This is a genomic window from Streptomyces griseiscabiei (assembly GCF_020010925.1).
GTDB classification, from domain to species: Bacteria; Actinomycetota; Actinomycetes; order Streptomycetales; family Streptomycetaceae; genus Streptomyces; species Streptomyces griseiscabiei.
This window is the reverse complement of the sequence record NZ_JAGJBZ010000005.1, coordinates 160,632-175,671: the sequence shown is the minus strand read 5'-3', so window position 1 is coordinate 175,671 and position 15,040 is coordinate 160,632. Positions and strand designations below refer to the sequence as shown.

The 15,040-nt window shown below is 71.7% G+C and carries 20 protein-coding genes; 9 read left to right on the top strand and 11 right to left on the bottom strand.

What is annotated here, in order from left to right; genetic code table 11:
- Complete coding sequence (locus tag J8M51_RS43640; protein WP_237277333.1) at positions 1-498, top strand: Atg14 domain-containing protein; 498 nt, start codon at positions 1-3, stop codon at positions 496-498.
- A gap of 183 nt (positions 499-681) precedes the next feature.
- Here the strand turns inward: J8M51_RS43640 and J8M51_RS43635 are convergent, their stop codons facing one another.
- The 7 genes from J8M51_RS43635 to J8M51_RS43605 form a co-directional block, all read right to left on the bottom strand.
- Positions 682-2,058, bottom strand: a complete 1,377-nt coding sequence (locus J8M51_RS43635) for a dihydrolipoyl dehydrogenase family protein (protein WP_267300054.1) — start codon at positions 2,056-2,058, stop codon at positions 682-684.
- A gap of 64 nt (positions 2,059-2,122) precedes the next feature.
- On the bottom strand, positions 2,123-2,479 hold the full coding sequence (locus tag J8M51_RS43630) for a hypothetical protein (RefSeq protein WP_267300053.1): 357 nt from the start codon (positions 2,477-2,479) through the stop codon (positions 2,123-2,125).
- Between the two features lie 127 nt (positions 2,480-2,606).
- Complete coding sequence (locus J8M51_RS43625; RefSeq protein ID WP_189898442.1) at positions 2,607-3,242, bottom strand: vitamin K epoxide reductase family protein; 636 nt, start codon at positions 3,240-3,242, stop codon at positions 2,607-2,609.
- Positions 3,243-3,322: 80 nt separating this feature from the next.
- A complete protein-coding gene (locus J8M51_RS43620) occupies positions 3,323-4,273 on the bottom strand; it encodes a cytochrome c biogenesis CcdA family protein (protein WP_267300052.1) in 951 nt (316 codons plus the stop codon).
- The gene (locus J8M51_RS43615; RefSeq protein ID WP_086755798.1) at positions 4,273-4,845 is read right to left on the bottom strand and encodes a TlpA family protein disulfide reductase; all 573 of its coding nucleotides are present in this window, start codon (positions 4,843-4,845) and stop codon (positions 4,273-4,275) included. Before J8M51_RS43615 ends, J8M51_RS43620 begins: the two co-directional genes overlap by 1 nt.
- 128 nt (positions 4,846-4,973) lie before the next feature.
- Positions 4,974-5,276: a mercury transporter gene (locus tag J8M51_RS43610; protein WP_086755797.1), complete on the bottom strand. Its 303-nt coding sequence runs from the start codon at positions 5,274-5,276 to the stop codon at positions 4,974-4,976.
- On the bottom strand, positions 5,273-5,659 hold the full coding sequence (locus tag J8M51_RS43605) for an ArsR/SmtB family transcription factor (RefSeq protein WP_107468970.1): 387 nt from the start codon (positions 5,657-5,659) through the stop codon (positions 5,273-5,275). Before J8M51_RS43605 ends, J8M51_RS43610 begins: the two co-directional genes overlap by 4 nt.
- A 125-nt stretch (positions 5,660-5,784) precedes the next feature.
- On the opposite strand from J8M51_RS43605, the gene merA (J8M51_RS43600) reads away from it, so the two are divergent.
- On the top strand, positions 5,785-7,209 hold the full coding sequence (merA, locus tag J8M51_RS43600) for a mercury(II) reductase (RefSeq protein ID WP_086755795.1): 1,425 nt from the start codon (positions 5,785-5,787) through the stop codon (positions 7,207-7,209).
- Between the two features lie 2 nt (positions 7,210-7,211).
- On the opposite strand, the gene J8M51_RS43595 is transcribed toward merA (J8M51_RS43600), so the two are convergent.
- Genes J8M51_RS43595 through J8M51_RS43580 form a run of 4 tightly spaced genes read right to left on the bottom strand, consistent with a single transcriptional unit; the run spans position 7,212 to position 8,705 of the window.
- Positions 7,212-7,589 carry a hypothetical protein gene (locus tag J8M51_RS43595; RefSeq protein ID WP_086755794.1) on the bottom strand — a complete coding sequence of 126 codons (378 nt, stop codon included), beginning with the start codon at positions 7,587-7,589 and terminating at the stop codon, positions 7,212-7,214.
- 21 nt (positions 7,590-7,610) lie between these two features.
- Positions 7,611-7,922, bottom strand: a complete 312-nt coding sequence (locus tag J8M51_RS43590) for a hypothetical protein (RefSeq protein ID WP_143673184.1) — start codon at positions 7,920-7,922, stop codon at positions 7,611-7,613.
- A gap of 50 nt (positions 7,923-7,972) precedes the next feature.
- Positions 7,973-8,296, bottom strand: coding sequence for a hypothetical protein (locus J8M51_RS43585; protein ID WP_198427656.1), 324 nt, complete (start codon positions 8,294-8,296; stop codon positions 7,973-7,975).
- On the bottom strand, positions 8,283-8,705 hold the full coding sequence (locus tag J8M51_RS43580) for an ArsR/SmtB family transcription factor (RefSeq protein WP_086755792.1): 423 nt from the start codon (positions 8,703-8,705) through the stop codon (positions 8,283-8,285). Before J8M51_RS43580 ends, J8M51_RS43585 begins: the two co-directional genes overlap by 14 nt.
- 123 nt (positions 8,706-8,828) lie before the next feature.
- On the opposite strand from J8M51_RS43580, the gene merA (J8M51_RS43575) reads away from it, so the two are divergent.
- From merA (J8M51_RS43575) to J8M51_RS43545, 7 genes are all read left to right on the top strand, one after another.
- Positions 8,829-10,253 (top strand): mercury(II) reductase, encoded by a 1,425-nt coding sequence (gene merA / locus J8M51_RS43575; RefSeq protein WP_086755791.1) that lies wholly within the window; start codon positions 8,829-8,831, stop codon positions 10,251-10,253.
- A 93-nt stretch (positions 10,254-10,346) separates the two neighbouring features.
- Entirely contained in the window at positions 10,347-10,853 is a 507-nt protein-coding gene (locus J8M51_RS43570; RefSeq protein ID WP_086755790.1) for a DUF1440 domain-containing protein, read from the top strand.
- Positions 10,854-10,946: 93 nt separating this feature from the next.
- Positions 10,947-12,305 carry a dihydrolipoyl dehydrogenase family protein gene (locus J8M51_RS43565; RefSeq protein WP_086755789.1) on the top strand — a complete coding sequence of 453 codons (1,359 nt, stop codon included), beginning with the start codon at positions 10,947-10,949 and terminating at the stop codon, positions 12,303-12,305.
- 63 nt (positions 12,306-12,368) lie between these two features.
- Positions 12,369-13,130 (top strand): glycoside hydrolase family 15 protein, encoded by a 762-nt coding sequence (locus tag J8M51_RS43560; RefSeq protein WP_086755788.1) that lies wholly within the window; start codon positions 12,369-12,371, stop codon positions 13,128-13,130.
- Between the two features lie 245 nt (positions 13,131-13,375).
- Positions 13,376-13,825 carry a MerR family transcriptional regulator gene (locus J8M51_RS43555; RefSeq protein ID WP_237277184.1) on the top strand — a complete coding sequence of 150 codons (450 nt, stop codon included), beginning with the start codon at positions 13,376-13,378 and terminating at the stop codon, positions 13,823-13,825.
- Positions 13,826-13,934: 109 nt separating this feature from the next.
- Positions 13,935-14,582, top strand: coding sequence for an organomercurial lyase MerB (gene merB, locus J8M51_RS43550; protein WP_086755787.1), 648 nt, complete (start codon positions 13,935-13,937; stop codon positions 14,580-14,582).
- Positions 14,583-14,633: 51 nt separating this feature from the next.
- Positions 14,634-14,975, top strand: a complete 342-nt coding sequence (locus J8M51_RS43545) for a MerR family DNA-binding protein (RefSeq protein WP_086755786.1) — start codon at positions 14,634-14,636, stop codon at positions 14,973-14,975.
- Positions 14,976-15,040 lie beyond the last annotated feature (65 nt).

Sequence of the window (15,040 nt, the reverse complement as noted above, 5' to 3'; positions counted from 1 at the left end):
GTGGCCCGTATCAGCGACGAGACCCGGCGGGACAATGAGGCGGCCATTCGGCACGTCATGGAACGGCTCCTTGCCGGTGACGTTCCCCCGGGCGGCAAGTGCGACATCAAGACCCTCGCGACCCAAGCCGGGGTCGCCCGCACCGGCTTCTATCCCAAGAAGAACCGCGACGGCTCGCCGCGGCCAGGCCCTTACCAACACCTGGCGGAGGAGTTCGAGCGCCGGTTGGCCGAGCTTCGGGAAACGGGCGTGATTCCCGACCCGCGGGCCGCACAGATCGAGCGGCTCAAAAAACAGGTCTCCGGGCTGAAGGAGCGCCTCGCCGCTCGTGACGCGCAAATCGATGGACTCACTGACTTCAGGGAGCGGGCTCTGTCGCAGATCGCCGCCCAGAGGCTGGAGATCGAGCGGCTTCGCGACGCCTTGGCCGCGCCGTCGAATGTCCGCGCTCTGTCGAACAGTTCAAGAGCGAGTGCGCCGTACGGATCGTGTAGCTGACTGCCCAGCCTGGGTTGCATGGGGCGGGGGGCGCGGCAAAGACTGCCGGGCACTCCGCCCTTGCGTTGCCATGGTGATCTACTCGCCACGAGATCGCACAGCTAAGCGGACAGAACGGCGCCGTACGGGTCGTGCAGTTGACAATGCTGCGGGCGGTCTTTTGCCACCACAGGGCCCGGAGGGTCAGGTGCCGATTTCCCGGTGGACGCCGCCGGCGGCGGTGTTGATGCCTTCGGCGAGGGTGGGGTGGATGTGGATGGCGCGGGCGATGTCGGTGTAGGTGGCGCCGCAGGTCATGGCGATGACGGCCTCGTGGACGAGGTTGCCGCCGTCGGGGCCGGCGATGTGGCAGCCCAGGATGCGGTCGGTGTCGGCGTCGACGACGAATTTGACCAGGCCGCGGGTGTTGCCGATGGCGCGGGCCTTGACGACACCGGTGAAGTCCTGGCGGCCGATGAGGACTTGGTGTCCGGCCGCGCGGGCGTCGGGTTCGGTCAGCCCGACGGAACCGACCTCGGGATCGGTGAACACCGCGTGCGGCACGACGCGGCCCGTGGTGGAGCGGTCCTGGCCACGGTAGGTGGTGCGGTAGGCGATGTCGGCGTCGTCGCGGGCGGTGTGGGTGAACATCGGCCCGCCGCGGATGTCGCCGAGCGCCCAGACATCCTCGGCGTCGGTGCGCAGCAGGTCGTCGACGGGCAGGAAGCCGCTCTCGTCGGGCTCAAGGTCGAGGTGTTCGAGGCCGAGGGTGTCGGTGTTGGGGGTGCGGCCCGCGGCGATCAGCAGGTGGGTGCCAGTGATCTCGCCGGTTTCGCTGCCGTGGCAGCCGGCCCGGATGTGGCCGGGGCGGCCGTCGACGGCGGTGCAGGTGGTTCCGGTGAGGACGGTGATGCCGTCGGCGGTGAAGCCATTGGTGACGGCGGTGGAGATGTCGGGGTCCTCGGCGGGCAGCAGCCGCTCCGCTCGCTGGATGAGCGTCACTTGGGAGCCGAAGCGGGCGAACATCTGGGCGAACTCGCAGCCGATGTAGCCGCCGCCGACCACGATCAGGTGCTCGGGCAACTCGGTGAGATCCAGCAGGGTGCGCGAGGTGTAGTACGGGGTCTGGTCGAGGCCGTCGATGGGCGGGCGGCTCGTGCGCAGGCCGGTGACCAGGAAGATCTTGTCGGCCTCGATCTCGGTGTGGTCCACGCGCAGCCGCCGCGGGGCCACGAAGCGTCCCTCGGCGGGGTAGAGGTCGAGCTGGTCGGCCTTGCCGACCGTCTTGTAGGAGCCGGAGCGGATCCGGTCGACGATCGCGTCCTTGCGCGCGACGACGGCGGCCAGGTCCACGCTGGGGGCGGTGGTGGTCACGCCGAACTCGGCGGCGCGGCGCACCTGGTGGGCCACCGCTGCGGAGGCGATCATCGTCTTGGTGGGGATGCAGCCCCGGTTGAGGCAGGTGCCGCCGAGTTTCTCCTTCTCGACGAAGGCGACCCGGCCGTGCCGGGCGGCGCGCAGGGCCAGGGGCAGTCCGGCCATGCCGCCGCCGATCACCAGGGTGTCGTACCGCTCGACCATGGATGGGCTCCTTGTCTGTCTCTGTCTGTCCGACTCGATACGTACGGGGGTCTGTGAGGCATCCTCAGCCGTGCCGGCCGGTGGGGCCGGAGGGGCGGGGCCGTTCGGAGGATGCGGACGGCTGGTGGCGGATGCGGCAGGTGGTGGTGCGGTGGCGTCGGTGCCACAGTGCGGCGGCGGTGAGCAGGACGGCTCCGGCGGTCCACAGCGGCCAGGTCGCCGGTCCGGTGGTGGCGGTCCCGGTGGTGGCGCCGCCTGCGGCTGCGGCGGTCAGGGCGGGGGCCCCGCAGCACAGGCCGATCGCGGACAGCGCGGCGCCAAGGGCAGTGGTGAGGGCGCCGAGCGCGGCGAGCGTGGCCGTCAGCAGGTGACCGAGCACCCGGCGCGGCCGGGCGAGGGCGCGGTGGGATGCCGTGCGCATCAAGGACCTTCCCTGGGGCCGGGCGGACAGGGGTGAGGGCGCGGCCGGCTGCCGTTCGGGGGGATGCGGCAGCCGGCCACCCTCCCGGCACCCGCGGGGGGGCGGGGGTCCGGGGCTTGGAGAGGGGTCAGGCCCACAGGGCGCTGCCCCACTTGGTCAGGATCAGCAGCGCGATGGTGCCGATCCACAGGACGGGCACGGCCCAGTGGAACTCCGTCACGGTTTGGCGCAGCCGGTCGGGGGCGGGGATGAGCCCGTGCTGGATGTTGTGCACGGTGGTGTACCAGAAGAGGAGGATCGTCACGGCCCAGACGAGGGTGCACCACAGGCACAGCGCGCCGATGGCATACAGCGAGGAGTACTGCAGCCAGGTCACGAAGCCGATGCCGAAGACGGTGCCGGCCTGCAGGCCCAGCCAGTGCCAGCGCCGGTAGCGGGCGCCGGCCAGCAGTCCAGCGCCGATGGCGATGACGGCGGGGAAGGCGACCCAGCCGATGAAGGGGTTGGGGAAGCCGAAGGTGCTGGCCTGCCAGCTCTTCATGATGTTGTTGCAGGACAGCACCGGGTTGATGCTGCACGCCGAGACGTAGTTCGGGTTGGCGAGCAGTTTCATCTTGTCGTGGGTGAGCACGGCCGAGGCGAGCAGGCCGAGGGAGCCGCCCACCATCAGCAGGAGGGCGAATGCGCGGTCGGCGCCGAACGCCGCGTGCGGGCTGCTTCGCACGGTCGGGGAGGCCGCCTGGTGGGCTGCTGACGTGGTCATGGCGCCGTTCTGTTCTCGGAGTTGGCTGCGGCCGGGGCGTTGTCCGTTGCCCGGCCGAGGGGGTGGGGCGTGGGCGGGGGTCAGCAGCAGTGGTCGCCGTTGTCGCGGTCGGGGGCGGCCGGGGTGGGGGCCGGCTGGGGCGGGCAGCAGTCCGCCTCGGCCGAGGGGGCTGTACTGGTGGGCGTGGCGTGGCGGGCGGGCCGCCTGCGGTGGCGCAGTGCGGCGGCGGTGACCGCGAGGACGACCGCGAGGGCGGTGACGGCGATCGTGGTGGTGTGGCCCTGGATCCAGGCGGTCGCGGTGGCGGAGAAGGTGGCGAGGCCGCCGCCGGGGGCGGTGGTGGCGGGGCCGCCGGTGGCGGCGGGGTACCAGTACCAGGCCAGGTAGGCGCCGGTGAGGACGAGGACGGCGGCGGTGATGCGGGTGCCGTGCCGGGCCAGGGCGGTGATCTTGCGGGTGAGGGCGGCGCCCGCGGCGGCGGTGGTGACCGCCACCAGCAGCAGGACGGCGGCCGATCCGGCGGCGTAGGCGGCGAAGACCGCGAGGAGACCGGCGTAGCTGGCGGTGGCCTGGGCCTGGGCGATGACGGCCAGTAGCACGCCGAAGGTGCAGGACAGGGACGCGGCGGCGTAGCCGACGCCGAACACGACCATGCGCCGGGCGGTCGGCGGGCCCGCCGACCCCCTGGTACCGGTGGACAGGTTCAGCCGCAGGCCGAGCGAGCGGCCGGTGAGCATGACGGCGCCCAGGAGCAGCAGGAGGACGCCGGTGGCCAGGCCGAGCCAGGGGGCGGCGCTGATCAGTGCGCGGGCGCCGGCGCTGACGATGAGCCCGGCGACCGCGAGGGTGCCGGCGAAGCCGAGGGTGAGGGCGGCGCCGGAGCGCAGGGCGCGGGCCAGGCGTACCGGCACCGGCGAGGTGTCGCTCTCGCCGAGGGCGGCGGTGATCCATGCGGGCAGCAGGGCGAAGCCGCACGGGTTGACCGGGGCGAGCATGCCGGCGGCGAAGGCGAGGGCGAGCAGGCCGTTCACTACGCGCCCGCCTTCTTCAAGGCGTCCTGGATCTGGTCCGCGGAGGGGTCGGTGGCCCGGTAGGTGACCTTGCCCTGGGGGTCGACGACGATCAGCGTGGACAGGGCCGAGACCTTATAGCGCAGGGACAGGGCGGCGCCCTTGTCGACGGTGGTGGGCAGGGAGGGGGCCTTGATGTACTGGAGGAACTGCATGATGGTCGTCTTCGACTCGCTCGGGTCCATGTCCACCGCGAGGAAATTGGCCTTCTTCCCGGCCTTCTCGAACTCCTTGGCGGCCGTATCCAGCGACTTCGCGCCGCCCGCGCACTCGCCGCAGCCCACGGAGAAGAAGAACAGCGCGGCGGGCTCCTTCGCGGGCAGCGCCAGCGTGGTGTCGTCAAGAAGGGTGACGGTGTCCGCCTTGGCAGCGGCGGAAGTGCCGCTGACGGTATCGGTCTTGGCCGCGGAGTCGGCGGTGGTGCCGGTGCCGCAGGCGGACAGAGTGAGTGCGGCGGTAGCGGCCGCGGCGAGGGCCAGGGCGGTACGGCGGCGCAGGCGGGTGCGGCGGGCGGTGGGGGACGGGGAAGTCATAGGTGGTGCGGGCCTTCCTCGGATGCCAGGACCGGAGCTGGTCCCGGCCGACAGCGGAGCGGACGGGTGAGTGCGGCGGGTGACCGGAAGGTGTCACCGCGGGCGCGGTGCGGCAGCGCCGGGCGGGATCAGTGCTTGCGGAGCAGGTCGCGGTCGTGCTGGTCGGTGCGGGTGGCCGGGGGGCAGCAGGAGTCGCCGCCGGCGGTGCTGCGGCGGCGCATCCACCAGGCGAGAGCGCCGGCCAGCAGGATGGCGGCCGGGGCCAGCAGCCAGGGGCTGACCAGCACCCCGCCCAGCCCGGCCAGGGCGCCGCTGGCCAGCAGCACCGGCCCGGCGCAGCAGATGATCGGCAGCAGCATGACGCCGACCATCCCGAGGGTGCCGAGCAGGCCGCCACGGCGGTCAGGTGTCTGGGTGGGCGGAGGCGTCATCGCTGCTCCCCCTCTCCGGGGATGCGGGTGCAGCAGTCAAGCGCGGCGGCGTTGTCGGCGGCCAGGGACCGGGCCAGCATGATCAGGTCCGCGACGCGGGGGTCGCCGACGGAGTAGCGCAGTTTCTTGCCGTCCCGGCGGGCGCTGACATAGCCGCAGTCCACCAGGCACGACAGGTGTACCGACACCCGCGGCTGCGAGATGCCGGCGTACTCGACGCACTGCGCGCTGGTGCGCTCGCCGCGCTGGATGAAGTCCAGCAGCTTCAGCCGGGTGGGGTCCGCAAGGGCGCGGAAAAACTTGGCCGTGGTGTCCAGGTGGAGACACGGCACCTCGGCCGCATCGGCCGTGGCAGGGGAGCCGGCAAGGGCAGGGGTTTTCATGGGCGGGGCCTTTCCACAAGCAGCTATTCGCTTGCCCGCATAGTATGGTGGTCCTCTGCCATTCGGCAAGCCGCATAGAAAAGGGGTCCGGCACGGAGCCTGGCCCCACTGAGGGAGGTAGTGCTGTGCTCCAGGCACACACTGGTTACGACCTGGCGATCATCGGTTCGGGAGGCGGCGCGTTCGCCGCGGCCATCGCGGCCCGCAACAAGGGCAAGCGCGTGGTCATGGTCGAGCGCGGCACCACCGGCGGCACCTGCGTGAACGTCGGCTGCGTGCCGTCCAAGGCGCTGCTGGCCGCCGCCGAGGCCCGCCACGGCGCGCAGGCGGCCGGCCGGTTCCCCGGGCTGGCCCCGGCCACGGTGCCGGTCGACTTCCCGGCCCTGATCGGCGGCAAGGACGCCCTGGTCGAGCAGCTGCGTACGGAGAAGTACACCGATCTGGCCGCCGATTACGGCTGGCAGATCGTGCACGGCACCGCCACGTTCGCCGACGGCCCCGTACTCCAGGTCGCGCTGAACGACGGCGGCACCACCACCATCGAGGCCGCCCACTACCTGATCGCCACCGGCTCCACGCCCTGGGCCCCGCCCATCGACGGCCTGGACGAGACCGGCTACCTGACCTCCACCACCGCCATGGAGCTGGAGGAGCTCCCCGAGCACCTGCTGGTGCTCGGCGGCGGCTACGTCGGCCTGGAGCAGGCCCAGCTCTTCGCCCGCCTCGGCAGCCGTGTCACCATGGCCGTCCGCTCCCGCCTGGCCTCCGGCGAGGAGCCGGAGATCTCCGCCGGCATCGAGGCCGTCTTCGCGGACGAGGGCATCACCGTCCACACCCGCACCCAGGTCAGCGCGGTACGCCGCGACGGCGACGGCATCCTCGCCACCCTCACCGGTCCCGGCGGCGAGCAGCAGGTGCGCGCCAGCCACCTGCTGGTCGCCACCGGACGCCGGCCGGTCACCGACGGCCTCGGCCTGGAGCGGGTGGGCGTGAAGACCGGCGAGCGCGGCGAAGTCGTGGTGGACGAGTACCTGCGCACCGGCAATCCCCGCATCTGGGCGGCCGGGGACGTCACCGGGCACCCCGACTTCGTGTACGTGGCCGCGGCCCACGGCACGCTCGTCGCAGACAACGCCCTGGACGGCGCGGAGCGCACCCTGGACTACACCGCGCTGCCGAAGGTCACCTTCACCAGCCCCGCCATCGCCTCGGTCGGAATGACCGACGCCCAGCTGGCCGAGGCCGGCATCGCCTGCCAGTGCCGCACCCTGCCGCTTCAGTACGTACCCCGGGCGCTGGCCAACCGCGACACCCGCGGCCTGGTCAAGCTCATCGCCGAACGCGGCACCGGAAAGCTGCTCGGCGCCCACGTCCTGGCCGACGGCGCGGGCGACATCATCACCGCCGCCACCTACGCCATCACCGCCGGGCTGACCGTCGACCAGATCGCCCGCACCTGGCACCCCTACCTGACCATGGCCGAAGCATTGAAGCTGGCCGCTCAGACGTTCACCTCGGACGTCGCCAGGCTCTCCTGCTGCGCCGGCTGAACTCAGCCGCCGTCCCGGGGCCCCTGCCTGAGGGGATCCCGCCCGACGGCGCCCTCGCCAACGACGCGATGACCGGACGGAGCTTGCTTGGGCGGGCAGCAGGCCCGCGTACGCTGACGCCGCACGATCAGCGAGGCAGCAATCAGCGTGGTCCCGGCCGTCAGAAACAGCCAGGACCAGGGGCCTGCCACAGCGCCGCCCGTGGCGGCCGTGCCCGCACCCGTGACGGCCAGGCCGCCACAGCACAGGCCGACCAGCGCCACCCCCGCGCCAAGCGTGGCGGCCAGGGCACCGAGAGCGGCAAGCGTGACTTCCAGCAGCCGCCGAGCAGCCCGGCCCAGCGCAGTGCGCTGGGCCGGTGCGGATGAGGCGGCCGTCATCGCAGGATTCCTCCCTGCGGTTCAGCAGCACCGCCTGCGGCGCCGGCGGGCCTGGTCGTCCGGGGAGGACGCGTCGCGCCGCAGAGAGCGGCGCACGAGCACGGTGGCGACGGTAGCGATGGCCAGAACGACCGCGACGTCGACCGCCCACGTGATCGACAAAACGAGGCCGATCCCGGCCAGGACCCCGGCGGCGAGCAGGGCAAGGCCGGTAATGCGAGCAGGGGGCGGCAGCCAGGCGGTGCCTGCGGCTGCGCCGTCACCGGACCGGTCCGGCTCGCGGCGTGAGGGCTGGGAAGGGGCATACATGACGGCCTCCTCGGTGTCAGTCACACGCGGCCAACTGGTTGCGCGGATATGAGCCGGGGCGGGCGACAGCAGTGTCAGCGGTCATGCGGGCCGCCTCCCTGGCGGGGTTCGCGGTGGCGCGTCGCGGAGGTGCCCGAGGCGTCCCCGGGCGGGCAGCAGTCGTCGCGGTGGGCGCGGCGGCGTACGAGGACGGTGACGGCCGCGACGGCCAGGACCACGGCCGCGGCGATCACCCAAGGATTGCCGAGCCAGGCGCCGATCCCGGCGAGGGCACCGGAAAGGATGAGGACGGGAAGCGCGCAGCAGGCAATCATCAGCAGGACGATCCCGATGCCCGGGGCAGCGTCCATGCCGGGCCGGTCCGGTTCGCGGCGGGGAGGCCGGTCAGAGGTCGGCATGGCGGTTCCTTCCGAGCATCGGTCCCGGCTGGGCGTGATCACCGGAGCAGCGGTCCGGGACGCCGTCGTGGTCCGCGGCGACGGCGCGGGCGAGGACGACCAGGTCCGCCACCCGGGGGTCGCCGACGCGGTAGCGCAGCCTCCTGCCGTCCCGGTGGCCGGTCACATACCCGCAGGCCGTCAGGCAGGCCAGTTGGACCGAGACCCGCGACTGGGAGACACCGGCGTATCCGACGCACTCGGGGCAGGTGCGCTCCCCGCGAAGGATGAACTCCAGCAGCTTCAGCCGGGTGGGATCGGACAGGGCTCGGAAGAACCGGGCAGCGGCGTCGGTATGCGCGCACCCGCTGTCGGCCTGGCGGGCGGCCGTTATGACTGCGGTGCGGACCAGGACAGGCGCAGGGCCCATAGCCACCAGCCCTCTTCCACATGCATCTATTCGCTTACTCGAATAGTATGGCGGCGTTCGGGCATTCGGCAAGGCGTATAGAAAGCGGACCGGGTAACCCGGTCCCCCAGGGAGGTGGTGGCTGTGAGCACGCGGCACAACGGCTTCGACCTGGCGGTCATCGGTTCGGGCGGGGCGGCGTTCGCCGCCGCAATCGCCGCACGGAACAAGGGCGCCAAGGTGGTGATGGTCGAGCGCGGCGCCACCGGCGGCACCTGTGTGAACACCGGGTGCGTGCCGTCCAAGGCGCTGCTGGCCGCCGCCGAGGCCCGCCACGTGGCCCTCGCCCAGCCGTTCCCCGGTATCCGCACCGAGGCGGGACCGGTGGACTTCACCGCCCTGATCAGCGGCAAGCAGGCCCTGGTGGAGGCGATGCGGGCGGAGAAGTACACCGACCTGGCCGCCGAGTACGGCTGGACGATCCTGGCTGGCACCGCCCGCTTCGCTTCTGGCCCGGTCCTTGAGGTCACCCTGAACGACGGCGGTACGACTACGATCGAGGCCGCCCACTACGTCATCGCGACCGGCTCCGCCCCGTGGGCGCCGCCCATCGACGGCCTGGACGAGGCCGGCTACCTGACCTCCACCACCGCCATGGAACTCGACCACCTGCCCGAGTCGATGCTCGTGGTCGGCGGCAACGCCATCGGCCTGGAGCAGGGCCAGCTCTTCGCCCGTCTCGGTACCCAGGTGACCGTCGTCGAGGCGCTGGACCGGCTCGCCCCGTTCGAGGAGCCCGAGGTCTCCGCAATGATCGAGGACGTCTTCACCGGCGAGGGCATCGGCGTGCACACCGGCCTCACCGTCACCGCCGTGCGCCGCGACACCAGCGGCTACCGGCTCACCGCCGCCCGCAGGGGCGAGGTCTTCGAACTCCAGGCGGAGCAACTGCTGGTGGCCACCGGCCGCCGCCCCGTCACCGACGGCCTCGCCCTGGAAACGGTGGGAGTCAAGACCGGGGAGCGCGGCGAAATCATCGTGGACGAGCACCTGCGCACCGGCAACGAACGGATCTGGGCCGCCGGTGACGTGACCGGGCACCCGCAGTTCGTGTACGTCGCCGCTGCCCACGGCACACTGGTCGCGGACAACGCCCTGGACGGCGCCGAGCGCACCCTGGACTACCACCACCTGCCGCGGGTCACCTTCACCACCCCGGCGATCGCCGCCGCCGGTCTCACCGACGCACAAGCCGTGGCACAAGGCTTCGCGTGCGACTGCCGCATCCTGCCCCTGGAATACGTGCCTCGCGCACTGGTCAACCGCGACACCCACGGCCTGATCAAACTCGTCGCCGAACGTGGTACCGGCAAGCTGCTCGGCGTCCATGTCATCGCCGACGGCGGTGGCGATGTCATCGCCACCGCCGTCTACGCCCTGGCGAACCGGATGACGGTGCACCAGATGGCCGACCTGTGGTGCCCCTACCTGACCATGGCCGAAGGGCTGAAGCTCGCCGCCCAGACCTACACACGGGACGTGAGCAAGCTGTCCTGCTGCGCCTCCTGACGCTCCGCCGCAGCCGTCACAAAAGGAAGGGGGAGCACCCATGAAGTCCGGGTTCAGCAGCGCGCCCACCGTCGGACGTGCGGGAGGAAAGCCATGAAGGCCCAGCATCTTGTCGAGGACCTGGCACTCGGCGCCGCCTCCGGCTACCTGGCCACCAAGGTGATGGAACCGGTCAGCAGCACGCTGTACGCATGGGAGTCACAGGAGTCCCGGGCGCGCGAGGACGCCGCCCGGCCAGGCCCGCCGTTCCAGATCGCCGCGGAGAAGAACGCCCGGCTGTTGGGGTTCGACCTGTCCGAGGAGCAGTTGGAGCGGGCGGGAATGGCGTTCCACTACGGGTTGGCGATGAGCTGGGCGCCGCTGTACGCACTGATCCGCCGCCGGTGGCACACGCCGCCGTTGACGACCGCGCTGGCAACCGGGGCGGCGATGTCCCTCATCGTCGACGAGGCCCTGACCCCCGCGCTCGGCTACAGCGCCCCCAACCGGGCCTATCCGGCCGTCACCCATGTGCGCGGAATTCTGGCCCACCTGGCCTTCGGGGCGGCCGTGGCCGTGGTGACCGAGGCGGGCTGGGCGCTGCGGCACCGCCGCCCCTGACAGCGGCAGGGATGCCCGGCCGCCACCGCAGCGTCACACAAGACACCCGCAGCGTCGCAACACCCGACCCGTACCGCCGAAAGGAACGACAGTATGCCTACGGATTTCGACGTGATCGTCATCGGAGCCGGCCCCGGAGGAGAAGTCGCCGTCTCACGCCTCGTCGCGGGCGGTCTGCGGGTGGCCCTGGTGGAGCGCGAACTCATCGGCGGTGAATGCGCCTACTGGGCCTGCATCCCCTCCAAGACCCTGCTGCGCCCGCCCGAGGCCCGCGCCGAAGCCGCGGGCGCGGCGGGCCTGTCCACCCCCGAGCAGGACTGGCCGGCCCTGCGCGACTACCGCGACTACATGATCCGCCACCTCGACGACGCTGCCCAGATCGACGGCTACCGCGAGCAGGGTGCCACCGTCATCAAAGCCGCCGCCCGCCTGACCGGCCGCGGCCCCTGGCGGATCGAGGCAGACGGCCGGCAGATCACTACCGAGCACCTCGTGATCGCCACCGGCTCCGAGGCCCTGCGTCCGCCCATCGACGGACTGGACCAGGTGGAGGTGTGGACCAACCGGGAGGCCACCACGCTGCGGGAGATCCCCCGGCGCGCCGTGATGATCGGCGGCAGCGCGGTCGGCGTGGAGTTGGGCCAGTTCCTGGCCCGCATGGGCAGCCAGGTCACGATCGTCCAGCGCGGCCAGCGGCTGCTGGACCGCGAGGAGCACCGCCTCGGCGAGCTGGTCGCCGACCGGCTCGGCAAGGACGGCATCGACGTACGTGTAGGCCGCCAGGCCACGGCCGTCCGCCAAGAGGGCGATGACACCGTGGTCGAGTTGGACGACAGCAGCCGCGTGCATACCGACGTGATGGTGCTCGGGGCGGGCCGCCGCCCGCGCACCGGCGACCTCGGGCTGGACGCCGTCGGGATCCGGGCAAACGACCGCGGGGCCCTGGACGTCGACATGCACTGCCGCGTCACCGATGACGGACTGTGGGCGCTCGGCGACGTCACCGGCATCGCCCTGTTCACCCACGTCGCCCAGTACCAGGCCCGGGTGGTCGCCGACACCATCCTCGGCACACCCCGCCGCGCCGACTACACCGCCATCCCCCGCGTCGTCTTCGCCCAGCCGGAGATCGCCGCCGTCGGCCTCACCGGCGAACAAGCACGCGAGCAGGGCATCAACCTGGCCACCAGCGAACTCGACCTCGCAGCCTCCCTCGCCCGTCCCTGGACCTACGAGACGGAACCCACCGGTCACCTCGGGCTGCTCGCTGACCGTGAGCGACGGATCCTCGTGGGCGCGTGGGCCATCGCCCCACAGGCCGGGGAGTGGATCCACCAGGCCGCTCTGGCCATCCGCGCGCAGATCCCGATCGACACCCTGCTGGATCAGGTCGCGCAGTTCCCCACCTACAGCGAGGCGTATCTGAAGGCCACCGAACGCCTGGACCTGTGACTCTTCCCCACCGCGCGCCGTAACCGCCGTTAGCAGCCCAGACAACCAGACAGGGAGTCCGCCATGCGTGCCGTCGTCACCACGCCCAGGACAGCGGATACCCACCGGCTGGTAGAACTGCCCGACCCGAAGCCCGCGCAGGGGCAGGCCCTGGTGGAGGTGCTCTCGGTCGGGCTGGACGGCACGGACGTCGGGATCGCCCGCGGTGGCTACGGCGAGGCACCCGACGGCGAGGACGAACTCCGCGCCTACGACGACCCAGCAGTGGATGGCGCACTGCTCATGCTCCCCCTCGTCGGCTTCATCGACGGCACCCGACCCGCGCAGACCGCCACCATCGACGCCATCCTCGACCACCTCGCCCCACCCAGCGGCCCCCATCAGCCATCCCTTCTGTGGCGGTACCCGCCGGCCACCCCACGCAGCAGCCCCGACGGCCTCCCCGGCGCCGAAGGCGCCTTCATCCTGTGCAGCTTCTGGCTCGTCGAAGCCCTCACCCTGGCCGGACGCCCCGCACGAGCCGAGCGTCTGTTCACCGCCCTGTGCGACCTAGCCCAGCCCCTGGGCTCCCTCGCCGAACAAATCGACCCCGCAACCGGCGAACAGCTCGGCAACACACCACAAGCCTTCACCCACATCGGATTGATCAACGCGGCCCTCCGCCTGGCAGGAACCACGGCCAAGGGCAGCCGCCGACCACCGCCCCCAACCCCACAGGCACACGAGAAGGAGGCCGGTAAACATGGCGCCCTACGGCGCGATCATGGCCGGCTGGGTCCCCGGGAGACCCAGGTCTTCTGCCCGCAGGAGGTAGACGGCCGTTGAGCGCAAAGTGCCCGGCCGAAAGCGCCCTACGGGAGCGTGCATCGCCGACCGAGACACTCCCCGACCGGCGGGTCCTGCCCCGACCGGCCACATCACACGGTCCGCAGCCTCACCGCACCGATCACCCTGCGCACTCGCCTGGCCGCCATCACGGAGAGAACGCTCAACCCAGCCGCACCAGCGGCCATTACTGACCCGATCCGCCCCGACACATCCTCGACAGAACCCGCGCCCAGTATCCGGAGATGCCTGTGACCAGCGAGCCGCCCGCGCAGCCGATGACCATCGGCGAACTGTCCCGGCGCACCCAGGTGACCGTCAAGGCACTGCGCACCTACACCGACTGGGGCCTGATCTACACTGCTGGCCGCAGCCCGGCCAACTACCGTCTGTACGACACTGACGCCCTGTGGTGCGTACGGCTGATCGGCGAACTGCGCAGCCTCGGCCTCACCCTTGCCGAGATCCGCGACCTCCTCAGCACCTACGCGGACAACGGCGAGCGAGCCCTCGGCCCCTCACTCGCCGAACGTCTGCGCACCGCCCGGGCCCGCATCGACAGCAAGATCGCAGACCTAGAAAAGACACGGCGCCGCATCGACGCCTTCGAAGCCACTCACCAGGCTGAACTTGCCCACGGCAGCGGCCCCGGCCTGCTGGCGGACGATCCGCGACGGTGCACACGGTGCGCTTGACTCTGCCCCCGGGGACAGACCCTACGGTCAACACCAGACGCCACCATCCGGACGCACGGCAGCCGGCCCTCTGCCGGCCTCCGCCCGAAGACGACAAGGAATCTCCACCATGGACACCTCCGCCCAGCAGCTCGCCGACCGCCTGACCACCGCCCTGGGCGGCGGTGAAACCGTCACCGGCCAGCCCTGGCTGTGGCGCCCGCTGCTCCAGCTGCTGGCCACCGGCCAGCCCGTCACCACCGCCCAGCTCGCCACCGCCACCGGCCACAGCGAAGACGACGTCCGCCACGCCCTGGCCGCCATGCCCGACACCGAATACGACGACAGCGGCCGCATCATCGGCAGCGGCCTGACCCAGCGCCCCACCCCCCACCGCTTCGAAGTCAACGGCAAGCAGCTGTACACCTGGTGCGCCCTGGACACCCTCGTCTTCCCAGCCGTCCTCGGCCGCACCGCCCACATCGAATCCCCCTGCCACGCCACCGGCACCCCGATCAGCCTCACCGCGGCCCCCGACGGCGTCACCGACCTCGCCCCGGCCGACGCCGTCGTCTCGATCGTCACCCCCGACGACATGACCTCCGTACGCTCGGCCTTCTGCAACCACGTCCACTTCTTCGCCAACCCGGCCGCCGCCCAGGACTGGCTCACCGACCACCCCGGCATGACCGTCCTGCCCGTCGCCGACGCCTACCAGCTCGGCCGCCCCCTCACCCAAAACCTCCTCGACGGGACAACCCCGGAGTCCTGCTGCTGAACCGCGCCCAGCCTTGACCTTCCCCCCTGCTGGAAGGTCAACGCTGGAACCATGCGCATCAGCACCCTCGCCACGGCCACCGGCCTCACCACCAAGACCATCCGCTACTACGAGCAAAGCGGACTGCTGCCCGCACCGCCCCGGACTGCGGGCGGCTACCGCGACTACCCGCCCGAGGCCCAGCCCCGGCTCACCTTCATCCGCGACGCCCAAGCCGCCGGACTCACCCTCGCCGAGATCCGCGGCGTACTCGCCCTGCGCGACAGCGGCCAAGCCCCCTGCCCCCACACCGCCGCACTGATCGAAGCCCACCTGCGCCACATCGAGGAACGCATCACCGCCCTCACCCGCACCCAAGCCGCACTACGCCAACTCACCACCCAGGCCCCCTGATCCATCCCACTCGCGTCTCAGGGCCCGCTACAGTGTGGCCTTCGTCACGACAAGCGTTGGAGATA

Bases quoted from the DNA above. Each gene is read 5' to 3' on its own strand.
- J8M51_RS43635 (WP_267300054.1), bottom strand. From the start codon at position 2,058: ATGGTCGAGCGGTACGACACCCTGGTGATCGGCGGCGGCATGGCCGGA.
- J8M51_RS43630 (WP_267300053.1), bottom strand. From the start codon at position 2,479: ATGCGCACGGCATCCCACCGCGCCCTCGCCCGGCCGCGCCGGGTGCTC.
- J8M51_RS43625 (WP_189898442.1), bottom strand. From the start codon at position 3,242: ATGACCACGTCAGCAGCCCACCAGGCGGCCTCCCCGACCGTGCGAAGC.
- J8M51_RS43615 (WP_086755798.1), bottom strand. From the start codon at position 4,845: ATGACTTCCCCGTCCCCCACCGCCCGCCGCACCCGCCTGCGCCGCCGT.
- J8M51_RS43610 (WP_086755797.1), bottom strand. From the start codon at position 5,276: ATGACGCCTCCGCCCACCCAGACACCTGACCGCCGTGGCGGCCTGCTC.
- J8M51_RS43605 (WP_107468970.1), bottom strand. From the start codon at position 5,659: ATGAAAACCCCTGCCCTTGCCGGCTCCCCTGCCACGGCCGATGCGGCC.
- J8M51_RS43595 (WP_086755794.1), bottom strand. From the start codon at position 7,589: ATGACGGCCGCCTCATCCGCACCGGCCCAGCGCACTGCGCTGGGCCGG.
- J8M51_RS43585 (WP_198427656.1), bottom strand. From the start codon at position 8,296: ATGCCGACCTCTGACCGGCCTCCCCGCCGCGAACCGGACCGGCCCGGC.
- J8M51_RS43580 (WP_086755792.1), bottom strand. From the start codon at position 8,705: ATGGGCCCTGCGCCTGTCCTGGTCCGCACCGCAGTCATAACGGCCGCC.
- J8M51_RS43570 (WP_086755790.1), top strand. From the start codon at position 10,347: ATGAAGGCCCAGCATCTTGTCGAGGACCTGGCACTCGGCGCCGCCTCC.
- J8M51_RS43565 (WP_086755789.1), top strand. From the start codon at position 10,947: ATGCCTACGGATTTCGACGTGATCGTCATCGGAGCCGGCCCCGGAGGA.
- J8M51_RS43560 (WP_086755788.1), top strand. From the start codon at position 12,369: ATGCGTGCCGTCGTCACCACGCCCAGGACAGCGGATACCCACCGGCTG.
- J8M51_RS43555 (WP_237277184.1), top strand. From the start codon at position 13,376: ATGCCTGTGACCAGCGAGCCGCCCGCGCAGCCGATGACCATCGGCGAA.
- merB (WP_086755787.1), top strand. From the start codon at position 13,935: ATGGACACCTCCGCCCAGCAGCTCGCCGACCGCCTGACCACCGCCCTG.
- J8M51_RS43545 (WP_086755786.1), top strand. From the start codon at position 14,634: ATGCGCATCAGCACCCTCGCCACGGCCACCGGCCTCACCACCAAGACC.